This window comes from Rhodococcus sp. IEGM 27, assembly GCF_033142305.1.
Classification (GTDB): Bacteria; Actinomycetota; Actinomycetes; order Mycobacteriales; family Mycobacteriaceae; genus Rhodococcus_F; species Rhodococcus_F oxybenzonivorans.
In genome coordinates this window covers 384,624-406,253 of sequence record NZ_JAWLSG010000005.1, presented here as the reverse complement: position 1 = coordinate 406,253, position 21,630 = coordinate 384,624, and the positions used below count along the sequence as shown (strand labels likewise).

Sequence of the window (21,630 nt, the reverse complement as noted above, 5' to 3'; positions counted from 1 at the left end):
GTCAGCTCGCGCGCGTGTCCGGCATCCGCGTGACATCGGTGGCCGGGGCGAGTCCTGCCTCCGGCACCGCAGTCGGGCCGGTCGGCGTCGACTTCTTGAGGGTCGCCGCGTAGATGTCGACGTACTCCTGACCGGACAGCTTCATCAGCTTGTACATCACCTCGTCGGTGACGGCCCGCTCGACGAACCGATTGCCGCCCATTCCCTCGAACCGGGAGAAATCGATCGGCTCCCCGATCCGGACGGTCACCTTCGCGGGACGCCAGAGTCGCGAACCGATCGGGTTGACCTTCGCCGTTCCGATCATGGCCACCGGGATGACCTTCACCCCGGACTCGAGCGCCAACCGCGCCAGTCCGGTCTTCCCCTTGTAGAGCCGGCCGTCCGGAGAACGGGTGCCCTCCGGATAGATGCCCAACAACTTCCCCTGCGACAACACGCGCAGACCGGCATTCAGTGCGTCCTGCGCGGCGTCGGCCCCCGTGCGGTCGATCGGCACCTGCCCGGCGACGGAGAAGAACCAGCGCTGGAAGGCGCCCTTCAGTCCCGTCCCGGTGAAGTACTCGCTCTTCGCGAGGAAGGTGATCCTGCGCGAGACACGCAACGGAAGGAAGAATGAATCCAGCACTGCCTGATGGTTACTCGCCAAGATGGCACCACCCTCGGCCGGAATGTTCTCCGTTCCCTCCACCGTGGGCCTACCCAACACCCAGAGAACCGGCCCCAAAAACACGTACTTGAAGAGCCAGTACCACATGGCGTCCCTCCCGTTGCAACCCAAGCTTCGTTCGGGTCGACTCTACTTCGGGTAGGTGAGGGCCGCTACATACGCCCTGGTACCCCGCACAGCATCACACTGCAGGTTTACAGGTGTCGAGGAGGAGTCAACCTACCCGGTCGGGCAGGACGGCTCGGGCGAGTTCCGCGGCCCCGATCATGCCCGCTGCCTCGCCCAGTTGAGTCGACCGGATTCGTGCCAACGGCCGGTGGCCCGCGCCGGTGGTCAATGCAGCGTAGTGCTCGCGTGCCGCGTCGAGAAACAACGGGGACGAGCTTGCCACGCCGCCTGCGATCACGATGAGATCAGGGTCGTACACGTCGCCGATCAGTGCCAGCCCCACCCCGAGCCAGCGCGCGAATTCCCGCATCGTCTGTTGGGCCAGGGGGTCCCCGTCCTGGGCGGCGCCTGCGATCCGGCGTCCCGTCAGCGCACCCGGATCGACGGCGACTTCACGGGCGAGGATGGTCGAGGTCGTCGGGTCGGCGGCCAGCAGCTCGATCGCCGTGTCGACGAGGGCCGTGCCGCTGCAGTACCGCTCCCAGCACCCGCGCTTCCCACAAGCGCACGGACGGCCGCCCGGAACGACTTGAATGTGCCCGAGCTCCGGTGCGACACCATGGCTGCCGCGGTAGAGCTGCCCGTCCGCGAGGAGCGCGGCCCCGATGCCGGTCCCGACGGCGAGCATCACGACATTCCGACCTCCGGCCGCAGCGCCGAAACGGTGCTCGGCCCATGCGGCGGCATTGGCGTCGTGCTCGAGGATCACCGGGAGGCCCAGCCGCTCGCCCAGGTCCCGCCCTACCGGTGCACCTACCCAGGGCAGGTGGGGCGCGAACCGCACCGTGGTGCGGTCCGGGGTGATGAATCCGGCGACCGCCAGCCCGACAGCGGCGATATTGTGTCGCCCCGACAGCTCCCGCACGGCCCGGTCGAGGCCGTTCTCGAGAGCCTTTGCGGACGCCGGTGTCGGCGACTGGAGCGAGTCCAGAACCTCGCCACTCGCATCGACTACCGAAGCACGGATGCTGGTCCCGCCGACGTCGATGCCGATGGTCAGTGGCGAGCTGCCGCCCGTGTCGCTGCCCGCGCCGTTGTTCATGGACATGATTGTGCCCACGCCGGGCCGCCCGCGCGCACGAGATCTGCGGACAGGGCGTCGGCGGTCACTGCTTGATGGTGACCGAAATGGGGACGAACGCCGAGCCGGCGGGACCGTGTGGTGCGTCCTCGGCGTTACCCGGCGGAGGGTCCGGGGCCTGCGGGCCGTCCGGGGTGTCGTGCACACGATGCTCGTCGAGTATCTGCCGGAGAACCGCGATGAGCACGGTCCCCTGATTCGCCAGAAGTGTCACGAGGTCGTGCTGTTCTCCGCGAATCAACGCCGCGAGCGCACAGACCGGGCACCACGTGCACCCCGACCACTCGCCGGTGCCCGCGGCCGGATCGTTCGGTCCGTCCTGCGCGTGGGGTGCCGCGGCGCGCTGCAGGATCGGTTCGAGTCGCTCCAGGGCATTTTCGGCCAGCGCCCGCAGTTCCGCGACGAGTTGGGCGTGATCGTCGTTCATACCGGCCACACCTGAGGGTCCGGGGTGAAGCGCACCACGAGGTCGGTGCCGTCCAGTTCCGCGCCTGCAACGACGCATCTGCGCAGGACGGAGGCGAGCCGTATCCGCCGGCGCACCCCTTCGGCACCCACCACCAAATCGTCCTCCACTCGACCCAAGGTGAGAGTCGACGGATTCACGAGCGGCAGATACATCCGCATCGTGTACACAGAATCCACACCGGCCCCCGATTCCAGCCCCACCCGCACTGCAGGAGGGTTCTTCCCCAGCACCGCAACCGCGTCCACGCCGTCGGTATACAACTCCCTGGCGATATCGCCGAGATCGGCCAACCCTACCGGCTCCGTCACCGAACGGGTCACCGTGCGGATCACGGTCGCTCCGACCGACGCGGTGAGCTCGGCGAGCACCCTCTGCTGGAGCGCCCGTCGCCGCGTCAGCCAGGCGACTCCGGGACCATCTCCCTTATCAGTCGAATCGAACTGCGGCAGAAGGTTGTTCACGAGGATGGCATCGACCCGCAGGTCCGAGAGCGCCGCCGCGGCCAAGGTACGGCGAGTTTCCGTGAGCACCACCCGCTCGGGCGCGGTCACCAGGCGCACAGTCGTTTTCGAGCGGTTCGTCAGCAACGCTCGGACCTCGCCGACGGCGGAGACCACCTGCTCGAGCAACGAGACCAGCATGACCAGCCGCGGATCCGTGCCCACCAGGGCGATCATCCGACGATGCTGCGGCCACACCCGCTCGATGTAGTCGAGGGTCATCGCGGGCGCGTCGAGCATCCGCAGCGCATCCGCGGTGGGTGGGCAGTCCACGACGACGGTGTCGTACCGCCCGCTGGTGGCGAAGCCGACGACCTCCCGCAAACCCAGCACGTCCTGCACACCCGGCAGCCCCGTCAACTCCTCGGGTTCCAGTGCCGACAGTTGCGCGCCGTGGTCGTGGTTTCCTGCGGCGGCGATCAGTGCCGACACGCTCCTGAAGCGCCTTTCCAGCACGGCGAGAGTATCCAGTTCGATGACGTCGAGACAGTCGGCCGCCGACACGAGGTCTCGTGCCGACCCGACGCCGAGGACGTCGGCGAGTGAATGCGCTTGATCGAGGGAAACGAGAAGTGTCCGACTACCACTGTCCGCAGCCGCCCGCGCCGTCGCGGCAGCGAGTGTGGTCTTACCCACACCGCCCTTGCCAACGAAGAACTGGACCCGTGCGGGACCGCTACCGCCCTCGCTGATCAGCCTTCCACCCGCTTCTTCAGTTCCTTGAGCGCTGTATCGGTGATGGCCTTTTCGGCCTTGCGCTTGAACAGGCCGATCATCGGGATGGTGAGGTCCACGGTCAGTTCGTAGGTGACGGTGGTACTGCCGCCCGATTCTTCCTCGAGCACATACGAACCGAATTGCGCCTTCTGTATCTCGCCCGACTCGAGCTCCCAGCTCACGGCCTTGCCGTCCGGCGCCCATCGGTAGCGGAGCACATAGGTGTCCTTGACCATTCCCGCATCGAGGACGAAGCGCACCCGATCGGCCCGGCCGTTCGGCCCCGGGTCCAGTACCTCCACGGATTTCGCTGCCGTCACCCACGCCGGATACGCGTCGAAGTCGGCGATCACATCCATCACCCGGGCGGGCGGCGCCTCGATACTGATCGACCTCTTGGTCCTCTCGGGCATGGACTGAACGCTTCCTTTCGCGTGTGCGAACCCGCGCGCCGATGGCCGGGCCACACTGTTACCTGGTTCCGTGACTGTGTCGTGCCCGACTATCACACACGATTCCCGTGCTCGGACACAATGCTGACGGCGCCCCCCGGGAAAGGGCGCCAGGTCAGGATGGTGGTTCCCCGGGTGCGCGACCCGCTTCCAGTTCCTTCTTGACCTCGAAGGACATCACTTTCCCCTCGACACGGCGGCGACGGTTCAGTGCAGCCAGGTCGGGTGAACCGTCGCCCTCGCTCCGGGCCGGTTCGGCATGCAGGAAGTAGTGGACGATCACCCCGTCGAGCACCGGTTCGAGCCACACCTCCATCGTTCCGGTGAGGGACCCGGCCACGACCCACCGGATCCCCTTATCGGCACGGTCCTCGCGGACGGACAGAGTGAGGTCGGGCCACCACCGGCGCCAGCGGGTGGGCGGGGCAATCGCCGCCGCTACCTGCGCGGGTGGCGCCGCAACGAACGTCTGGTCTGCGACCTGAATACTGCTCACAGCGACTAGCTTCACACACTGCCGCGCCGCGATTGCCGCGTGGTTCCTCCGGCGGCCGCGAACAGGCTCTGAGCAGGGGTCGGTCGGGCTGGGCCAGCGAGGTGCAGGCGAAGGTCTAAAGTTGAGCCAGACAATCCTACTCGTCAGTATCTTTCAGCGTCGGAGGTTTTTCGTGCCCGAGTTCAGCGCGCCACAGTCGTTCACGATCGCGGAGGACGCGTCCGCGGTCGACTCGGTGTTCGCCCACGCAGCGGCCCGTCCGGCGCTGGTCGTGTACAAGCGAAAGGTCGCGGGAACCTGGACCGATGTCACGGCCGCCGATTTCGCGGCACAGGTCACCGCGGTCGCGAAGGGCCTTGTCGCCCTGGGCGTCCAGCAGGGTGATCGGGTCGCGTTGATGTCCGCCACCCGGTACGAGTGGCCGCTCCTCGACTTCGCCATCTGGTCCGCCGGCGGCGTTACCGTCCCGATCTACGAAACCTCCTCGGCGGAGCAGGTCCGCTGGATCCTCGGCGATTCCGAAGCCACCCAGTTGATTGTCGAGAACGCCACGTATGCGGCAACCGTGAAGGAGGTCGCCGCCGCGGCGTCGGGGCTGCGTGGGGTCTACCAGATCGAGGCGGCCGGCGGTGAGCGCGGCGTCGTCGACGAACTGACCACGCTCGGCATCGACGTCCCGGACGCGGAGATCGAGGCCCGGGTCGCGGCTCTGAAGTCGAGCGACCCCGCGACTCTCATCTACACCTCCGGTACCACCGGTCGCCCCAAAGGCTGCCAGCTGACGCACTCGAATCTGATCGCCGAGTCGAAGGGCATCCTCGACTCGAGCCTCGGCACCCTGCTGAAGTCCCCCGGTGTGAGCACGCTGATGTTCCTCCCGATGGCGCACGTACTCGCGCGGGCAGTGAGCATCGCATCGTTCGACGCGGGTGCTGCGCTCGGACACACGAGCGACATCCCGAACCTGGTCCCCACTTTCGGCGAGTTCCGCCCCGACTTCATCCTGTCGGTGCCCCGTGTCTTCGAGAAGGTGTACAACAGTGCCCGCGCCAAGGCCCACGGCGAGGGCAAGGGCAAGATTTTCGACGCGGCCGCCGAGACGGCCATCGCCTGGAGCGAAGCTCAGGACAAGGGCGGGCCGGGACTGGTCCTCAAGGCCAAGCACGCACTGTTCGACAAGCTGGTGTTCTCGAAGTTACGCGCGGCGCTGGGCGGAAAGTGCCAGCTGGCGATCTCGGGCGGCGCACCGCTCGGCGCCCGGCTCGGCCACTTCTTCCGCGGCATCGGCATCACGATCTACGAGGGCTACGGTCTCACCGAGACCTCAGCGGCATTCGCAGTCAACACGATCGGCGAACAGAAGGTCGGTTCGGTCGGCAAACCCCTCGCAGGAAACTCGGTTCGCATCGCGGACGACGGCGAGATCCTGCTGTCGGGACCGGTGGTGTTCCACGGATACTGGCGCAACGAGGCCGCCACGTCCGAGGCACTCGACAACGGCTGGTTCCACACCGGCGACCTCGGGTCGGTCGATTCGGACGGTTACATCACGATCACCGGCCGCAAGAAAGAGATCATCGTCACGGCCGGTGGAAAGAACGTGTCCCCCGCGCAGCTCGAGGATCACCTCCGCGCGCACCCGCTCATCAGCCAGGCCATCGTCGTCGGCGACCAGAAGCCGTTCATCGGCGCTCTGATCACGATCGACGCCGACGCCCTCCCCGCGTGGAACGAGCGCAACGGCAAGCCCGCCGAGACCAAGGTCGGCGATCTGCTCGCCGACGCCGATCTCACGGCCGAGATCGACGAGGCGGTCGCCGAAGCCAACAAACTCGTCTCGCACGCGGAAGCGATCAAGAAGTTCCGTGTCCTGCCCGTCGACTTCACCGAGGAGACAGGCGAACTCACGCCCACGATGAAGCTCAAGCGGAACGTCGTGCACGAGAGCTTCTCCGAGGAGATCGCCGCCATTTACGCCAAGTAGTCCCCTCCGGACTCGTGAGTACTTCTCAACCGCCCGCGGTTGAGAAGTACTCACGGGTGGTCACGCAAGCAGTGCCCGCAGCTGCGCGGCGAGTACGTCCCATCGCCACTCCGCCTTGACCCATTCGCGTCCTGCCGCACCCATGGCGGCAGCGCGATCGCGGTCGGCGAGAACCGCGATCACCGAACGGGCCACCTCGTTCACCGACGTGCCGTCGACGACGAGCCCGGTCTCGTTCTGGCGCACCGTTTCCGGTGCACCACCCGACTGTCCCGCGACCACGGGGACTCCACTGGCGGATGCTTCGAGGAACACGATCCCCAGGCCTTCCACGTCCAGTCCCGCGCCCCGCGTGCGGCACGGCATGGCGAACACGTCGGCGATCGTATGGTGTGCCGCCAGTTCCGCCGACGGGACCGTTCCGGTGAACACCACGTGGTCCTCCATACCCACCGCCCGGGCCATGGACCGGAGGCGGTCCTCGTAGGGCCCGCCGCCGACGATTACGAGTACCGCACCATCGATGTGCTCACGGATGGTCGGGAGGGCCCGGATGAGAACGTCCTGCCCCTTGCGCGGCACCAGACGCGACAGGCACAGGACAGTCGGCCGCTCCCCCAGCCCGTACCTGGCCCGCAATTCCGTGCGAGCGCCGCTGTCGGGCGCGAACCGCTCCGTGTCGACCCCCGGCGGCAGGTGCTCGAGCGCGGCGCCCGCACCGAATGCGGACGCGAAGCGGCCGCGGGTGTAGCGGCTGACGTAGGTGACGACGTCCGTCTGCTCACCGATCTGCCGCAACGCCTGCCGCGCGGCGGGCAGCATCGACCAGCCCACTTCGTGCCCGTGCGTGCTGGCGATGACGCGCTGCGCGCCCGCACGGCGAAGCGTCGGAGCGAGCAAGGCGAGTGGCGCGGCGGCCCCGAACCACACATTCGCGCAACCGTACTCCTCGATCAGCCGCGCGGCGCGCCGGGCCACGAACGGTGTCGGCACCATCAGCGTGGTGGGATGACGTACCACCGGAAAGGGCTGTCGCGCATCGAAGGTGACATGCGAGTCGCCCCGCCACCGCGGGGCATACACCACCAAGTCGTCCGCCGGAAAGTGCTTGGCGAAGGTGTGCAGGTACGACTGGATACCACCCGGGCGGGGCGGAAAATCGTTCGTCACCAACAGGGTTCGACGCATGTGACCACCGTAGGCGGTTGACCAGGCGCTGGGCGACGCAGGGTCACCCCAGTCGGGCGCCCACCCAGTCGGCCCACTCGTCCCGGAATTGATCGGCATCGACATCGAGGACCTCGGCCAGTGTGTCGTCGACCTGCACGAGGTCACTCTCCCCGACGGCCAACGCACGATACAGCTGCGTCACGTTCGATTCACCGAATTCCTCTGCCACGAACGCGTTGAGGGACCACGCCGTCTCGTAGGCGATGGACCCGCGCTCACCTGCCGCAGAGAAGTCCTCGTCACGGGGGAACTCCTGCGGTGCGCCTTCCTCGTCCACCAGCGCCGTGAGCGCGGGTGCGATCCGGCGTTTCTCCTCGTCGGAACCGCGGTATGCCGCGTACTCCGCGTACCCTTCGAGCACCCACATCGGCGAGCGATCCACCGTGTCGGCCCGCGCCGCCACATGGGTCAGTTCGTGCCGCAGGATAGCCCGGCGGGTCACCTCGGTGAGGCGCTCCGCCGACGCCGGGCTGAACACGATCCGCTGTCCGCTCACCGCTGCTGCCTCCGGGTCGACGGCATCCGAGATCGCGACGGCGGCAATGTCACGTCCGTCGTGATCCGGGCCGACCAGCGCCGTGAACTCGTCTTGCGACGCCGCCACCCACACGAGCGTCCTACCTGCCCAGTCCGGCCCCCACAATTGCGTGACGTTGACCACCGCAGACGGGAGTTCTTCGGCCAGCCGGTCCACCATTGCGGCGTTGTCGGGGTGCCCCAGCACCACCGACGTCAGTCCGTCGCCTGTGTCGACGCGGCGCGACACCACGGGGCCGAAATCCCACGGCCCCCGCCAGGTCCGATGATCCCCGTCCACTGTGGCGTTGTCGCTCACCAGGGTCCAACGATCACCGCGCCGGGCGACGACCAGTGACACAGGTTTACGGGTGGAAAGCACGTCCACGTCCGCGATCGCATAGCGGAGTCGAACCGCGGGTGACCACACCTCGTCGGCGCCGAGCGCGTCGACCAGACTCTCCGGCACCTCACTCTCCGGCACCTCGGTCCCGGTACCGTCGGCGAGCTCGTATCCCCAGTCGGAAAATTCGACAGCCGCGAGATTCGCGGCTCGCCGCGTCTCCGCTGCGAGAAATCCGGGTGATGCCGACGCATCCATCAGCTGCGACAAGGCTGCCGGATCGTTCGAGCGAACTGCCTTCGCCCAACGATCAAGGAGGGCCTGCACCTCGATGCGACGGCTCTGCTCCGCCGTGTCGGCGTTGCCGACGGCGCCGTCCGTGCGTTCGCCGGTTCGCGAGAATCCAGTCAAAGCCAGTACGACGAGGACGGCGAGAACGAGGCCCACCAGGGCGGCGAGTTCCCAGGGGCGCGCCCGGCGGCGTGATGTTGTCGGCTCCCCGGCGGTCGCCGGCTCTGATTCGGGCACGCCGGTGAGTGTATGAGCATGCCCTTCCGCGGGTGCGGGACGGTCACCGTCAGTAGCGGCGTGCTCCGTAGAACGGGAACTTGGCCATCGACTCGATTTTCACCGGGACACCGAATGTGGACGCGTGCAGGATGTTGCCGTTGCCCGCATACAGGCCGACGTGAGAGGCGTCGTCGTAGAAGAGGACCACGTCGCCGGGCTGGAGCTGATCGCGAGACACCGGGGTGCCCCCGCCTGCCTGCGCCTGACTCGACCGCGGCAACGTCTTCCCGACCTGCTTGTAAGCCCACACCACGAGACCAGAACAGTCGAACTCGTTCGGACCGGTGGCGCCCCAGACATACGGGTCGCCGATGCGGGTCATCCCGGCCTGGAGTGCGCTCGACCCGGAGCCCGGTGTGAGGTGGGCGAGGATTGTGTTCGGATCGAATCCCGGCGGGAACGGGGTACCGGCCAACTGGTCGCGCTCGGCGCCCGTGAGGTCACCGAACGCCTTCATCACCTCACCGATCTGTGCCTGCAGGTCACTCTGCTTGCGCTGCAAATCGTCGCTGCGCGCCTTGGCCTGCTCGGTTGCGGACCGGGCTGTGTCCGCGGACTGCTTCGATGCTTCCGCGGCCTTCGCCGCATCCGACGTCGCTGCCTGGAACTGCGCGACCTGGTTGCGGGTCTCGTTGGAGATGACGTCGAGAGCCGACATCTGGTCCAGAAGTTGCTGCGGCGAATCACTGACCATCACCGCGAAGAGCCGATTGGTGCGGGCTCCCTGGTAATTGGCCGTCGCCAATTTGTTGACCACCGGCTCGAACACCGCGATGCGCGCGTTGGCGGCGTCGAGAGCCCCCTGATCACCGGCGAGCTTCGCCTCGGCGTCACGTTGTGCCGCCAACTTGGCGTCGAGGTCGATCTGCGCGTTGTGGAGTGCCTCGGACGTCTGCTCGGACTGCCGGGAGAGATCACCGAGTTTGGCCAGTGCCTCCGTCGGGTTGGTTACCACCGGGTCCGCGCCCGCCGACACGGTGGGCAGAGAGGTGAGTGTCAAGGACAGGACGCCCACGGTCAGCATGCTGCGCAGCGAGCGCTTCATCTTGTTCGAGCCCACGGAATGCGGTTCTCCGTTCATCGATCTCCACCACCCGAGACGCGATGCGATGCGCGACACGAGGGTCCGCGGTCGCGCAGGGCCACGGAATGCTGAAGAGGTGGCGACCCGCGTTGTCGTCCGGTTCGGGTGACATGAGTTCGCAAGGTCTCGGATAGGTTACGGAATGGCATACGTTCGTGTCCACCTCCGACGCAGCCTCGTGGCACAGACGACATCGGCGCGCATTTCCGGCGGTGACAGGGCGCCGAGATGTCACAAAGGGTGGGTTCGAATGGCGATTCGAACCCACCCTGGGTGGTCGTGCGCGATCCTGCGAAGCTACCCCGTACATCCCCGGACGAGTCCCGGAGATGCGTGTGCCACGCGGCTGGATCAGTAGCGGCGTGCGCCGTCGAAAGGCATCGACGCGATGGGCGCCAACTTGACCGGCTGGCTCTCGGTCGAGGCGTGGATCACGTTGCCGTTGCCGGCGTAGATACCGGAGTGCGACCCACCGTAGAAGGACACGACGTCGCCGGGACGAAGATCGGACTGCGCGACGGGAGTCCCGGCCGCGGCCTGGTCGTAGCTGGTGCGCGGCAGGTTGAGTCCGGCCTGCTTGAACGCCCACTGCACGAGACCGGAGCAGTCGAACGAATTGGGACCGGCGGCGCCGTAGACGTACGGAGCACCGATTTTGCTCTGAGCTGCCTGAACAGCTTTGTCGCCGGTGGAGGACGCGGGCGGCGCGGGCAGCGCGGGCGCTCCGGGGACCTGCGGGATGACGACGCCCGGGATCTCGAAGGTTCCGATTCCGGGGATGGTGATGGGGTCCGCAGCGGCCGGGGCTGCGGTAGCGGTGAGCGCACCTACTGCAAGAGCGCTGGCGACGATTGCCCGCCGCACATTCCGCTTGGAAACTTGTGACGCCACGAAAGGGGTACTCCGTTTCTTCCATTCGTCCGCCGACCGAGTTAGCTGACGGGTTCGGGCTGGGAAGATCAGCCCTACCCACCGGTCCGACGAACGTCCCGGCAGGATTCACCCCAGTAGAAACTTGGGTTCCCGGTACGGCCCTCTCACGAGAAGCCGATTAGGCGGTGACTAGCGATGCTGTCCCGGTGTGGGGCGGCAAGACTCCGCTAGGTCTCAGGAAGGTTACGAAATGGAGTACCCGGATGTCGACCGGGACACGCGAAGATTGCCCATCGGGCGCAGGGATACCCGCTGCGGTCGCCTGTACCGGGTTCCGATAACAGCGAGATAACAGTCGGTTGGTTTCCGATCTCTTTTCGATAGCGGCTGTGGCGATTTCGCCCCGACCCTTTCGCGACGAGCCTTCGCCGCCCCCGCATCCTTGCAGTTCACATACCCTTCATCGATACGAGACCCGCAACGCGTCGCCGAGGCCGAACACCTGTCGTCGTCCGCCCGAGGCACACTCACTGCGCGACAATCGCTGCCCGCTACCGCACTCCGGGACGAGCCGGGAAAAGGCAGTGTGATCCTCGTCTCCCCACCCCCGAAGTGTTCGTCGGAAGTGGCTTGTCGGTACCCGCCCATACGCTCCGGGCCGTGAGAGTTTCCGGCGTACCCGAGTTACCGAAATTCGTGCAACCGAAGTTCGAGCAACTGAGGTTCGACGAGCTCGACACCCCGCTGCGAGATACCACCTTCGTGATCGTCGATCTCGAAACGACCGGTGGACGGCCCGGGGAGGACGCGATTACCGAGATCGGCGCCGTGAAGGTGCGCGGGGGCGAAGTACTCGGCGAGATGGCCACCCTCGTGGATCCGGGTCGCTCCATCCCGCCGCACATCGTGGAGATCACCGGAATCACCACGGCGATGGTCGTGGACGCCCCGCGTATCGAGAGGATACTGCCCGCCTTTCTGGAATTCGCACGAGGCTCGGTGCTGGTTGCGCACAACGCTCCCTTCGACACCGGTTTCCTCAAGGCCGCCGCCGCGGCCACCGACACCCCCTGGCCCAAGTTCACGGTGCTGTGCACGGTCAAGCTGGCGCGCCGCGTCCTCACCCGCGACGAAGCGCCCTCGGTGAAGCTGTCCTCCCTTGCCCGGCTCTTCGACGTCAGCACACAGCCCACTCACCGCGCACTCGACGACGCCCGCGCCACCGTCGACGTCCTGCACGCTCTGATCGATCGGGTCGGCAACCAGGGAGTGCACAGTCTCACCGAACTCGTCGATTACCTTCCCGACGTCTCCTCCCACCAGCGAGCCAAGCGCACCCTGGCCAGTCACTTACCGCATGCCCCGGGGGTGTACCTGTTCCGTGGCCCCTCGGACGAGGTGCTCTACGTCGGAACGGCGACAGACCTGCGGCGCCGGGTACGCAATTACTTCACCGGGTCCGAGACGCGCGGACGGATGAAGGAGATGGTGGCGCTCACCACGCGGATCGATCATGTGGAGTGCTCGCACGCGCTCGAGGCCGGTGTCCGCGAACTGCGCCTACTCGCCGCACACACGCCGCCGTACAACCGGCGATCGAAGTATCCGAAGCGCGGATGGTGGATCACACTCACAGTCGAGGCCTTTCCCCGACTGTCCGTCGTACGCACTCCCGCTCCGGATTCACTCGGCCCGTTCCGGTCCCGCTCCACAGCGGTCGAGGTCGCAGAGACGCTCGCCGAGTACTGCGTCTTGCGCACCTGCACCACCCGGATACCGAAAGGGCGCGAGCATGGACCGCAATGTCCGCCGCGCGAACTCGCCCGGTGCCCGGCGGCCGTGCAGGGTCTGAAAACCGAGGACGACTACAGCCCAGGCCCCCGACTCTTCCGTCATCTGCTGCGAGGCGTCGACGACACGCCGCTGCGGCGGATGCGCACACGGCTGGACGCGCTCGCGGCGGGCGAGCTGTTCGAGAACGCCGCCCGGCTGCGCGACCGCACTGCAGACGTGGCCCTCGCACTGCGCAGGATGCAACGGCTGGCTGCCCTCACCGCGCTCGAGGAAATCGTGGCGGCCCGCCCGGCCGCCACCGGAGGCTGGGAGTTCGCCGTGATCCGGCACGGCCGGCTCGCATCCTCCGGGCGTGCGCGGCGCGGAATACACCCGATGCCGGTGGTCGAGGCTCTGGTGCTCGCTGCCGAGACCGTCGTTCCGGATGATGCACCGCTCCGCGGGGCCTCGCCCGAGGAAGCCGGTCTGCTGGCCCGCTGGCTCGATAGCGAGGGCACCCGCATAGTCAGCGCCTCCGCGGGATACTGCGAACCCGCCCGGGGGGCCGGATCGTGGGCGGAGTGGTGCGAGCGGGCCCGCGCCGGCAGTGAACCGACACCCGAACCGGAGTCCCGAGCGCCTCTGCCCGACGCTGTTCACCACCACATAGGGTGGCACTCATGATCAACGCCATCGTCCTGATCCACGCCGAAGCCCGCCGCATCCCGGAAACAGCGCAAGCCGTCGCCGATATCGACGGCGTCGACAAGGTCTACTCCTGCGCCGGCGACATCGACCTGATCGCAATCGTGCGGGTCCGGGACCACGCGAAGATCGCCGAAGTGGTCACCGAGGGGATCAACAAGGTCGACGGAGTGTCCAGGACGGCAACACACATCGCGTTCCAGTCCTATTCGAGCGCCGATGTCGAGGCCGGATTTTCCATCGGCGAATGACCGGCGCCGGGCGGCGCGCTACTTGGTCGCCGTCATCGCCGAGGTGACTGCGGCCCACTTCACCAGAAGTGCCGCCGCCGCCCCACTGTCGATTGCCTGAGCTGCCGTCGTAATACCCTCGGCCAAGATTTCTTCGAGCGGGCGGTCGCCGAGACCACGGAAGGCCGCGATGGCGCCGGCAGCGTTGAGCAGCACCGCGTCACGCACCGGCCCGGCCTCGCCGTCGAGGAGGCGCCGTGCCACCAGCGCGTTCGCTTCGGCGTCCCCGCCCCGCAGCTCGTCCAGCGACACCCGGGCGATACCGAGATCGCGAGGATCGAGCTGACGCACCGTCACCGATCCCTCGGACACGAGATGCACGGTCGACGTGCTCGACGTCGTCAGCTCGTCGAGGCCGTCATCCCCCCGCACCACGAGTGCGGAGTTACCGCGCTGCGCCAGCACCCCGGCGACAACCGGGATCAGATCGCGGAACGCGCAGCCGATGAGTCCCGCGCGCGGCCGCGCCGGATTGGTGAGAGGCCCCAGCACATTGAACACCGTCGGAATGCCGATTTCCTTACGCGGGGCCGCCGCGAACCGGAGGGCGGGATGGAAGACCGGCGCGAAGCAGAAACCGATACCGGCCTCGCGCAAGGAGCGTGCTACCTCGTCGGGCCCCAAGTTGATCCGGACACCGAGTGCTTCGAGTACGTCGGCGCCGCCACTTTTCGAGGAGGCGGCCCGGTTTCCATGCTTCACCACCCGAATGCCGCTGGCGGCCACCACGATCGACGCCATCGTGGAGATGTTGACGGTGTTGGACCGGTCGCCACCGGTACCCACGATGTCCACGACATCGGCATCGACCGGCACCTTGCGCGCATGGCCCAGCATCGAGTCGGCCAGTCCGCGCAGTTCTTCCGGAACGACACCCTTCATCTTGAGGCCGACACCGAACGCGGCGATCTGGGCGGACGTGGCATTGTCGGACATGATTTCATCCATCGCCCACGTCGCGTCTTCCACCGACAGATCGCGTCCCTCGGTGAGCGCCCCGAGAACCGACGGCCACGTGCGGACCGGCGGGGTCGTGTCGTTCGTCCCCTGGGCGTCCGGGCCCTGCACGGTCGGGCTCTGCATCGTCGTGTCCCCTCGAAACTCGTAGCGATGTGTACTCGTGTGATCCGCTCTCCGCAGCCTAGTTGCCTTGTGTATCCGTCTCGCGCACCGGTTGCATTGCGTCCCACCCCGCGACGTCCCCACCGAGACGCTGCGCCAGCCCGGCCATTCTCGACCGCTCCTGGGAACAGTGCAGCGCGTCCAGCACCTGGACCCGTTGCAACACCAACTCCACGGTCCCCTCGGCGGCCCCGGAGGCGTCGGCAACCGCGACGCCGGTGCGCCGTGGCCGGTATCCGTCCTGCGCCGCAATGGACTCCGCGTCGCCGAGGGTGGTCGCCGGCAGTCGCAGATGGTGACGCAGCACGGCCTCCTCGTCGGCCCGCCACACCGGAGTCTCCGAGGCCGCGCGTTCGAGAGTGGTGGAGCACGCCTCCACGTCGTCGAAGCAGGAGGCGACCACGACGAGATCCTCCCGGTCCGGGTCCAGTGGGGGCGCTGACCTGCCACCGCCGAACAGTCTCCGCAACCACCCCGTACTGTTGTCACGAGTTCGCATTCCTCCACCCTTTCATGCCCGCCACCAGCGCGTCAGCAGGCAGAATCGGACAACCGGGACGCCTCGGCGCGCCGAGGGTGGACCCGGGTAGTCGTCTCTTACGACGAAGCGTCATACTTCTGTCTGTGACGAGCGCAGTAGGGACTTCAGGATCAGCAATCACCCAACGCGTGCACTCGCTGAACCGACCAAACATGGTCAGCGTTGGCACCATCGTGTGGTTGTCAAGTGAGCTCATGTTCTTCGCAGGGCTCTTCGCCATGTATTTCGTGGCCAGAGCACAGGCGAATGGAAACTGGCCGCCGGAGCCGACCGAGCTGAACCTCTTCCTCGCCGTGCCGGTGACGCTCGTGCTGATCGCCTCGTCGTTCACGTGCCAGATGGGCGTGTTCGCGGCCGAGCGCGGTGACGTCTTCGGTCTGCGTCGCTGGTACCTCCTCACCCTCGCCATGGGCACGTTCTTCGTGCTCGGCCAGGGATACGAGTACGTGCACCTCGTCGAGCACGGCACGTCCATCTCGAGCAGCGTGTACGGCTCGGTGTTCTACATGACCACGGGATTCCACGGTCTCCACGTCATCGGCGGTCTCATCGCGTTCGTCTTCCTGATCGCCCGCACCAAGGTCAGCAAGTTCACGCCCGCCCAGGCCACCGCCGCGATCGTCGTCTCGTACTACTGGCACTTCGTCGACATCGTGTGGATCGCCCTGTTTGCCACGATCTATTTCATCCGTTGATCAGCTGAACGCCCAGGCAGCCCCCTGACGTCCAGTCCGTCCCGACATACCAAAGGGATACAGATGAGTTCATCCCCCCCGCCCGCATCCGATACCACGGCGTCTGCCGCGAAGACGCGTCGCCAGCGCAAGCTACGCCGTCGCGTCACGGGCGCCCTGGTCCTGATGATGGGACTGGTCAGCGCCGGTTTCCTCGCGTCCGCGTTGACGCCTACCCCGCAGGTGGCCACCGCGACCGACGATCAGGCAGCACTGATCCGCGAAGGCAAGCAGTTGTACGACACGTCGTGCATCACCTGCCACGGTGCAAACCTGCAGGGTGTGCAGGACCGCGGGCCCAGCCTGATCGGTGTCGGTGAGGCCGCCGTCTACTTCCAGGTGTCGTCGGGACGCATGCCCGCGTCGCGTAACGAGGCGCAGGTCGAGCGCAAGCCGCTCAAGTTCGACGCCGAGCAGACGGACGCCATCGGCGCCTACATCCAGGCCAACGGCGGCGGCCCCACGGTCGTGCGCGACGAGAACGGCGAAATCGCCCAGTCCTCGCTGCGCGGCGGCGACATCGGACGAGGCAGCGAACTCTTCCGCCTCAATTGCGCGTCCTGCCACAACTTCACCGGTCGCGGCGGAGCACTGTCCTCCGGTAAGTACGCGCCCGTCCTCGACCCTGCCAACGAGCAGCAGATCTACACCGCGATGGTCACAGGACCGCAGAACATGCCCAAGTTCTCGGACCGTCAGCTGACCCTCGAGGAGAAGAAGGACATCATCGCCTACATCAAGTCGTCGGGCGAGACGAAGCAGCCCGGTGGATACGGACTCGGCGGCATCGGTCCGGCATCCGAGGGCTTGGCCATGTGGGTCGTCGGAATCATCGCTGTCGTCGGTGCAGCACTGTGGATCGGAGCAAGGTCATGAGCGACGCTGGCCAACCGGGCGGCGCTACGCCAAAGAAGTACACGGACGCGGAACTCGAGAACCTGAGCCGCGACGAGCTGGTCGAACTCGGTACCAACCTCGACGGGGTCGATGTCGCGTTCCGCCGCAACCGCTGGGCGGTCGAAGGAACCAAGGCCGAGAAGCGCGCCGAACGCTCCGTGGCGTTCTGGTTCGCCCTCGCCGGCGTCTCGGCCGTGGCGTTCATCGCGATCTACCTGTTCTGGCCGTGGGAGTACGCCGGCGCCGGTGAAGAGAACTACTCCGCGTACAGCCTGTACACCCCCCTGATCGGCCTCACCATGGGTCTGGCCATCCTCGGCCTCGGTGTCGGCGCCGTCCAGTTCACCAAGAAGTTCATCCCGGAAGAGCTGTCCGTCCAGGACCGCCACGACGGCGGATCGTCCGAGACTGACCGCCGGACCATCGTCGCGGAACTCGGAGACTCCTTCGACACCTCGACGCTCGGCCGCCGCAAGCTCATCAAGCGCAGCCTCCTCTTCGGTGGTGGCGCACTCGGAATCATGTCGGTGATGCCGCTCGGTGGCCTGGTCAAGAACCCATGGGCACAGCGTGACGATTCGCCGCTCTGGGTGTCCGGCTGGACGCCCCGCTACGCCGGCGAGACCATCTACCTGCGCCGAGACACCGGTCGTCCCGAGGACGTCGTCCTCGTCCGTCCGGAAGACCTCGACGCCGGTGCCATGGAAACCGTTTTCCCCTTCCGCGAATCCGACCGCGGAGACCACGACGCCCTTCTCGAGGGCCTGCGCGGCATCCGCAACGCGACGATGCTCATCCGTCTGCGCACGGAAGACACCGAAAGGGTCACCAAGCGCAAGGGCCAGGAGAGCTTCAACTACGGCGACTACTTCGCCTTTTCGAAGATCTGCACCCACCTCGGCTGCCCCACGTCGCTGTACGAACAGCAGACCAACCGAATTCTCTGCCCGTGCCACCAGTCGCAGTTCGACGCGCTGACCTACGGAAAGCCGATTTTCGGTCCCGCTGCTCGTGCACTTCCGCAGTTGCCTATTACAGTGAACGAAGAGGGCTTCCTGGTCGCCACCGGTGACTACATCGAAGCTCTCGGCCCGGCATTTTGGGAGCGTCGACCGTGACCAACAACAAACCGTCCAGACTGAACGCCATGGCCGCCGGCCAGGCGGAGGCAATGGACTCTCGTTACCACCTCGCAGCCGGCATGCGGCGGCAGATCAACAAGGTCTTCCCCACCCACTGGTCGTTCCTGCTCGGTGAGATCGCGCTGTACAGCTTCGTCATTCTGCTGATCTCGGGTGTCTACCTCACCTTGTTCTTCGACCCGTCGATGGCCCACGTGGTCTACAACGGCGCGTACGAGCCTCTGCGCGGCGTCACCATGTCGCGCGCATACGAGACCACGCTGAACATCTCCTTCGAGGTGCGCGGCGGATTGTTCGTCCGGCAGATCCACCACTGGGCGGCATTGATGTTCGCGGCGTCCATCGTGGTGCACCTGATGCGCATCTTCTTCACCGGCGCCTTCCGGCGTCCGCGTGAAGCGAACTGGGTCATCGGTTGCCTTCTCTTGATCCTGGCCATGTTCGAGGGCTTCTTCGGTTACACCATTCCCGACGACCTCCTGTCGGGTACGGGCCTGCGTGCCGCGTTCTCCGGTATCACCTTGAGCATCCCGATCGCCGGTACCTGGCTGCACTGGCTGATCTTCGGCGGCGACTTCCCCGGCGACTTGATCATCCCCCGGCTCTACGTGGCGCACGTCCTGCTGTTCCCCGGCATCATCCTCGCGCTGATCGCCGGTCACCTCGCGCTCGTCTGGTACCAGAAGCACACGCAGTTCCCCGGCCCCGGCCGCACGGAGCAGAACGTCGTCGGCGTCCGGATCCTCCCCGTCTTCGCCGTCAAGTCGGGTGCGTTCTTCGCCATCACCTTCGGTGTTCTCGCGGTCATGGGCGGCGTGCTGCAGATCAACCCGGTGTGGACCATCGGCCCGTACAACCCGGCACAGGTGTCCGCCGGGTCGCAGCCCGACATCTACATGATGTGGACGGACGGCCTGGCCCGTCTGTGGCCCGCGTGGGAGATCTACCTGTTCGACCGGTACACCATCCCGGCCGTGTTCGCGGTGGCGCTGATCATGGGACTGGTCTTCACCGTCCTCATCGCCTACCCGTGGATCGAGAAGCGTCTGACCAAGGACGATGCTCACCACAACCTGCTGCAGCGTCCGCGGGACGTTCCGGTCCGCACGGCGATCGGCGCGATGGCACTGACGTTCTATGCCGTTCTGACGATCTCCTGCATCAACGACATCATCGCGTACCACCTGAGCATTTCGTTGAACGCGATGACCTGGATCGGCCGTATCGGCATGGTGTTGTTGCCGCCCCTCGCGTTCTTCGTGGCGTACCGGTTCTGCCTGGGTCTGCAGCGCAGCGACCGTGAGGTTCTCGAGCACGGCATCGAGACCGGCATCATCAAGCGGATGCCCAATGGTCAGTACATCGAGATCCACCAGCCGCTCGGCCCGGTCGACGGCCATGGCCACCCGATTCCGCTCGAGTACCAGGGTGCGGCCATCCCGAAGAAGATGAACAAGCTCGGCTCCGCAGGCAAGCCCGGCTCCGGCAGCCTTGTCACCGCTGACCCGATCGAAGAGAGCGAAGCTCTCGAGGCCGCTCTGCATCATGGTGAGCGCGAACAGCTCACCATGCTGACCGAGCTGCAGAATCGGGTGCACGGAAACGGAAGCTCAGGCAACGGCAGCTCCGGCAACGGCGAGGCCCACTGAGGCTGACCCAGCACTGATCAGGGCCCCGAACCACTTGTGGTTCGGGGCCCTGCCTCTATGGGACGAGCTGCATCTCCTCCCTCCTCTCGCGGCTGCCCACGGAACACCACTGTCACCGCGCCGAGGCTCAACAGCAGGCCTGTGGCGGTGAGGATTCCGAAGGGTTCACCGAAGGTCACGGCCCCCCACACCGCGGTCACGGGTGCCATCAGGAACATCAGCGTATTGACCCGGGTGACACCATTGCGTCGCAGCACCAGCCAGTACAGGCCGTAGCCGCCGAAGGTGGACAGAACCACCAACCAGGTCACGGCAAGCCAGAATGTGGCGTCAGCCGGTGGAGTCACATCTCCGCCCGCTGCGGCCATCGCGGTGAACAACACCGCGCTGGTGACACAGTGGATCGTCAGCGACACCGTGGGATCGGTGTCCCGAGGTGAGCGGCGCTCCAAGAACGTCGCGGCTACCAGTGAGAGCATCCCTGCGAACGGCACCAGATACGCCCACCACACCACTCCCCCGGACGAGGCGGCATCGCCGACGGTGACCGTCACGACGCCGACCACACCGAGCGCCAGACCCCACCATTGACGCGGCCCGACATACTCCCTCAGCAGCGGTCCGGCAAGTACGGCGACGACGAGTGGCTGAGTACCGTCGATCAGCGCCGTGGTCCCACTGGAGACCCCCAGGCCGATTGCCTGGTAGACGGTGAGGAGGTAGCCCGCTTGCGACAGGGCGCCGATGACGATCTCGCGCCGCACCGTGTGCATTCGGATGCCACTCCAGAGGTGGAGTCCGGAAAGCACTGCCCAGAGGACAAGCACTGCGGCGAGGGGCAGGAACCGCCACATGAGCAGGGTGATGGGATCGGCGGTGCCGGCACCGAGTTTCGCTCCGATGAAGCCGGAACTCCAGCACACGACGAAGGCCGCAGCGAGAAGTACATTCACGAAGATTCTCCCCGGGTATACAGATCTGTCTAGCAACCCATGCTATACCGATCTGTATACTTTTGTCATGAGCACAGTGCCGGAACTGAGACGAGTCACGCTGACCCCGGGGGCCCGACGTGCCCTGGCCGCAGCCGACCGCTTGTTCTACGAACGCGGAATCACCGCTGTGGGGGTCGATCTCATCGCCGCGGAGGCGGGCGTCACGAAGAAGACACTGTACGACCGGTTCGGGTCCAAGGAACAGCTCGTGGTCGAGTACCTCGCCGACCGCGACGAGCGCTGGCGACTGTTCCTTGCCGGCTATCTCGACGCAGCGGGCAGCTCACCGGACGGACGCCTGAAGGCTATCTTCGACGCATCCCGCGACTGGGCCGGTCAGCACAGCACAAGGGGCTGCAGCATGGTGAACGCACACGCCGAGATCAGCGACCCAGCCCATCCGGCGTACCGCGTCATCGTGGAGCAGAAGCGGTGGATGCTCGCACTGTTCACGCAGGTATGCACCGACGCGGGAGTGGTAGACGCCGACGAACTTGCCTGCACCTTCATGCTGCTCCACGAGGGGGCTCTGGTGGCACATGGTCTTCACGTGTTCGAGGACGCGCTCACCCTCGCGTCGGCTCGGTCACAGGCACTGCTGCGCGCGGCCGCCGCGGCCTCGCGTTAGT

General features: G+C 66.4%; 21 protein-coding genes and 1 riboswitch. Of the genes, 8 read left to right on the top strand and 13 right to left on the bottom strand.

What is annotated here, in order from left to right; translation table 11 throughout:
* Nucleotide 1 precedes the first annotated feature (1 nt).
* The 6 genes from R4P95_RS19895 to R4P95_RS19870 all read right to left on the bottom strand — a co-directional run bounded on the left by R4P95_RS19895 (nt 2) and on the right by R4P95_RS19870 (nt 4,553).
* Nucleotides 2-757: a lysophospholipid acyltransferase family protein gene (locus tag R4P95_RS19895; RefSeq protein WP_213572432.1), complete on the bottom strand. Its 756-nt coding sequence runs from the start codon at nt 755-757 to the stop codon at nt 2-4.
* Between the two features lie 127 nt (nt 758-884).
* The gene (locus tag R4P95_RS19890; protein ID WP_317746194.1) at nt 885-1,880 is read right to left on the bottom strand and encodes an ROK family protein; all 996 of its coding nucleotides are present in this window, start codon (nt 1,878-1,880) and stop codon (nt 885-887) included.
* A 64-nt stretch (nt 1,881-1,944) separates the two neighbouring features.
* A complete protein-coding gene (locus tag R4P95_RS19885) occupies nt 1,945-2,346 on the bottom strand; it encodes a hypothetical protein (protein WP_213572433.1) in 402 nt (133 codons plus the stop codon).
* Nucleotides 2,343-3,581, bottom strand: coding sequence for an ArsA family ATPase (locus R4P95_RS19880; protein WP_317753849.1), 1,239 nt, complete (start codon nt 3,579-3,581; stop codon nt 2,343-2,345). The genes R4P95_RS19885 and R4P95_RS19880 overlap by 4 nt, the downstream gene beginning before the upstream one ends.
* A complete protein-coding gene (locus R4P95_RS19875) occupies nt 3,581-4,018 on the bottom strand; it encodes an SRPBCC family protein (RefSeq protein ID WP_317746195.1) in 438 nt (145 codons plus the stop codon). The genes R4P95_RS19880 and R4P95_RS19875 overlap by 1 nt, the downstream gene beginning before the upstream one ends.
* Nucleotides 4,019-4,172: 154 nt before the next feature.
* The gene (locus R4P95_RS19870) at nt 4,173-4,553 is read right to left on the bottom strand and encodes a polyketide cyclase / dehydrase and lipid transport (protein WP_159921681.1); all 381 of its coding nucleotides are present in this window, start codon (nt 4,551-4,553) and stop codon (nt 4,173-4,175) included.
* Between the two features lie 172 nt (nt 4,554-4,725).
* Here R4P95_RS19870 and R4P95_RS19865 point away from each other — a divergent pair, with 172 nt between their 5' ends.
* Nucleotides 4,726-6,537, top strand: a complete 1,812-nt coding sequence (locus tag R4P95_RS19865; protein ID WP_317746197.1) for a long-chain fatty acid--CoA ligase — start codon at nt 4,726-4,728, stop codon at nt 6,535-6,537.
* A gap of 60 nt (nt 6,538-6,597) precedes the next feature.
* On the opposite strand, the gene R4P95_RS19860 is transcribed toward R4P95_RS19865, so the two are convergent.
* The 4 genes from R4P95_RS19860 to R4P95_RS19845 all read right to left on the bottom strand — a co-directional run bounded on the left by R4P95_RS19860 (nt 6,598) and on the right by R4P95_RS19845 (nt 11,171).
* Complete coding sequence (locus tag R4P95_RS19860; protein WP_317746198.1) at nt 6,598-7,725, bottom strand: glycosyltransferase family 4 protein; 1,128 nt, start codon at nt 7,723-7,725, stop codon at nt 6,598-6,600.
* Nucleotides 7,726-7,768: 43 nt separating this feature from the next.
* Complete coding sequence (locus tag R4P95_RS19855; protein WP_317746200.1) at nt 7,769-9,154, bottom strand: hypothetical protein; 1,386 nt, start codon at nt 9,152-9,154, stop codon at nt 7,769-7,771.
* Between the two features lie 49 nt (nt 9,155-9,203).
* Nucleotides 9,204-10,256, bottom strand: coding sequence for a C40 family peptidase (locus R4P95_RS19850; protein ID WP_317746409.1), 1,053 nt, complete (start codon nt 10,254-10,256; stop codon nt 9,204-9,206).
* 375 nt (nt 10,257-10,631) lie between these two features.
* Nucleotides 10,632-11,171 carry an NlpC/P60 family protein gene (locus R4P95_RS19845; RefSeq protein WP_109329220.1) on the bottom strand — a complete coding sequence of 180 codons (540 nt, stop codon included), beginning with the start codon at nt 11,169-11,171 and terminating at the stop codon, nt 10,632-10,634.
* Between the two features lie 14 nt (nt 11,172-11,185).
* Nucleotides 11,186-11,348, bottom strand: a riboswitch (cyclic di-AMP (ydaO/yuaA leader).
* Between the two features lie 465 nt (nt 11,349-11,813).
* On the opposite strand from R4P95_RS19845, the gene R4P95_RS19840 reads away from it, so the two are divergent.
* Nucleotides 11,814-13,610 carry a DEDD exonuclease domain-containing protein gene (locus R4P95_RS19840; RefSeq protein WP_397517739.1) on the top strand — a complete coding sequence of 599 codons (1,797 nt, stop codon included), beginning with the start codon at nt 11,814-11,816 and terminating at the stop codon, nt 13,608-13,610.
* On the top strand, nt 13,607-13,882 hold the full coding sequence (locus R4P95_RS19835) for an Lrp/AsnC family transcriptional regulator (RefSeq protein ID WP_109335029.1): 276 nt from the start codon (nt 13,607-13,609) through the stop codon (nt 13,880-13,882). The genes R4P95_RS19840 and R4P95_RS19835 overlap by 4 nt, the downstream gene beginning before the upstream one ends.
* Nucleotides 13,883-13,900: 18 nt before the next feature.
* Here R4P95_RS19835 and trpD read toward each other — a convergent pair whose 3' ends face one another.
* Together trpD and R4P95_RS19825 are read right to left on the bottom strand one after the other, a co-directional pair.
* On the bottom strand, nt 13,901-15,004 hold the full coding sequence (gene trpD / locus R4P95_RS19830; protein ID WP_397517738.1) for an anthranilate phosphoribosyltransferase: 1,104 nt from the start codon (nt 15,002-15,004) through the stop codon (nt 13,901-13,903).
* Nucleotides 15,005-15,062: 58 nt separating this feature from the next.
* Complete coding sequence (locus tag R4P95_RS19825; protein WP_213572438.1) at nt 15,063-15,542, bottom strand: hypothetical protein; 480 nt, start codon at nt 15,540-15,542, stop codon at nt 15,063-15,065.
* 125 nt (nt 15,543-15,667) lie between these two features.
* Here R4P95_RS19825 and R4P95_RS19820 point away from each other — a divergent pair, with 125 nt between their 5' ends.
* The 4 genes from R4P95_RS19820 (at nt 15,668) to R4P95_RS19805 (ending at nt 20,006) form a co-directional block, all read left to right on the top strand.
* The gene (locus R4P95_RS19820) at nt 15,668-16,279 is read left to right on the top strand and encodes a heme-copper oxidase subunit III (protein WP_159921669.1); all 612 of its coding nucleotides are present in this window, start codon (nt 15,668-15,670) and stop codon (nt 16,277-16,279) included.
* A gap of 63 nt (nt 16,280-16,342) precedes the next feature.
* Nucleotides 16,343-17,194 (top strand): cytochrome c, encoded by an 852-nt coding sequence (locus tag R4P95_RS19815; protein ID WP_201453561.1) that lies wholly within the window; start codon nt 16,343-16,345, stop codon nt 17,192-17,194.
* Nucleotides 17,191-18,333, top strand: a complete 1,143-nt coding sequence (locus tag R4P95_RS19810) for a ubiquinol-cytochrome c reductase iron-sulfur subunit (RefSeq protein ID WP_213572440.1) — start codon at nt 17,191-17,193, stop codon at nt 18,331-18,333. The genes R4P95_RS19815 and R4P95_RS19810 overlap by 4 nt, the downstream gene beginning before the upstream one ends.
* A gap of 29 nt (nt 18,334-18,362) precedes the next feature.
* Entirely contained in the window at nt 18,363-20,006 is a 1,644-nt protein-coding gene (locus R4P95_RS19805; protein WP_213578084.1) for a cytochrome b, read from the top strand.
* A 17-nt stretch (nt 20,007-20,023) separates the two neighbouring features.
* Here R4P95_RS19805 and R4P95_RS19800 read toward each other — a convergent pair whose 3' ends face one another.
* Entirely contained in the window at nt 20,024-20,959 is a 936-nt protein-coding gene (locus R4P95_RS19800) for a DMT family transporter (protein ID WP_213572441.1), read from the bottom strand.
* Between the two features lie 67 nt (nt 20,960-21,026).
* Here R4P95_RS19800 and R4P95_RS19795 point away from each other — a divergent pair, with 67 nt between their 5' ends.
* The gene (locus R4P95_RS19795) at nt 21,027-21,629 is read left to right on the top strand and encodes a helix-turn-helix domain-containing protein (protein WP_317746201.1); all 603 of its coding nucleotides are present in this window, start codon (nt 21,027-21,029) and stop codon (nt 21,627-21,629) included.
* Nucleotide 21,630 lies beyond the last annotated feature (1 nt).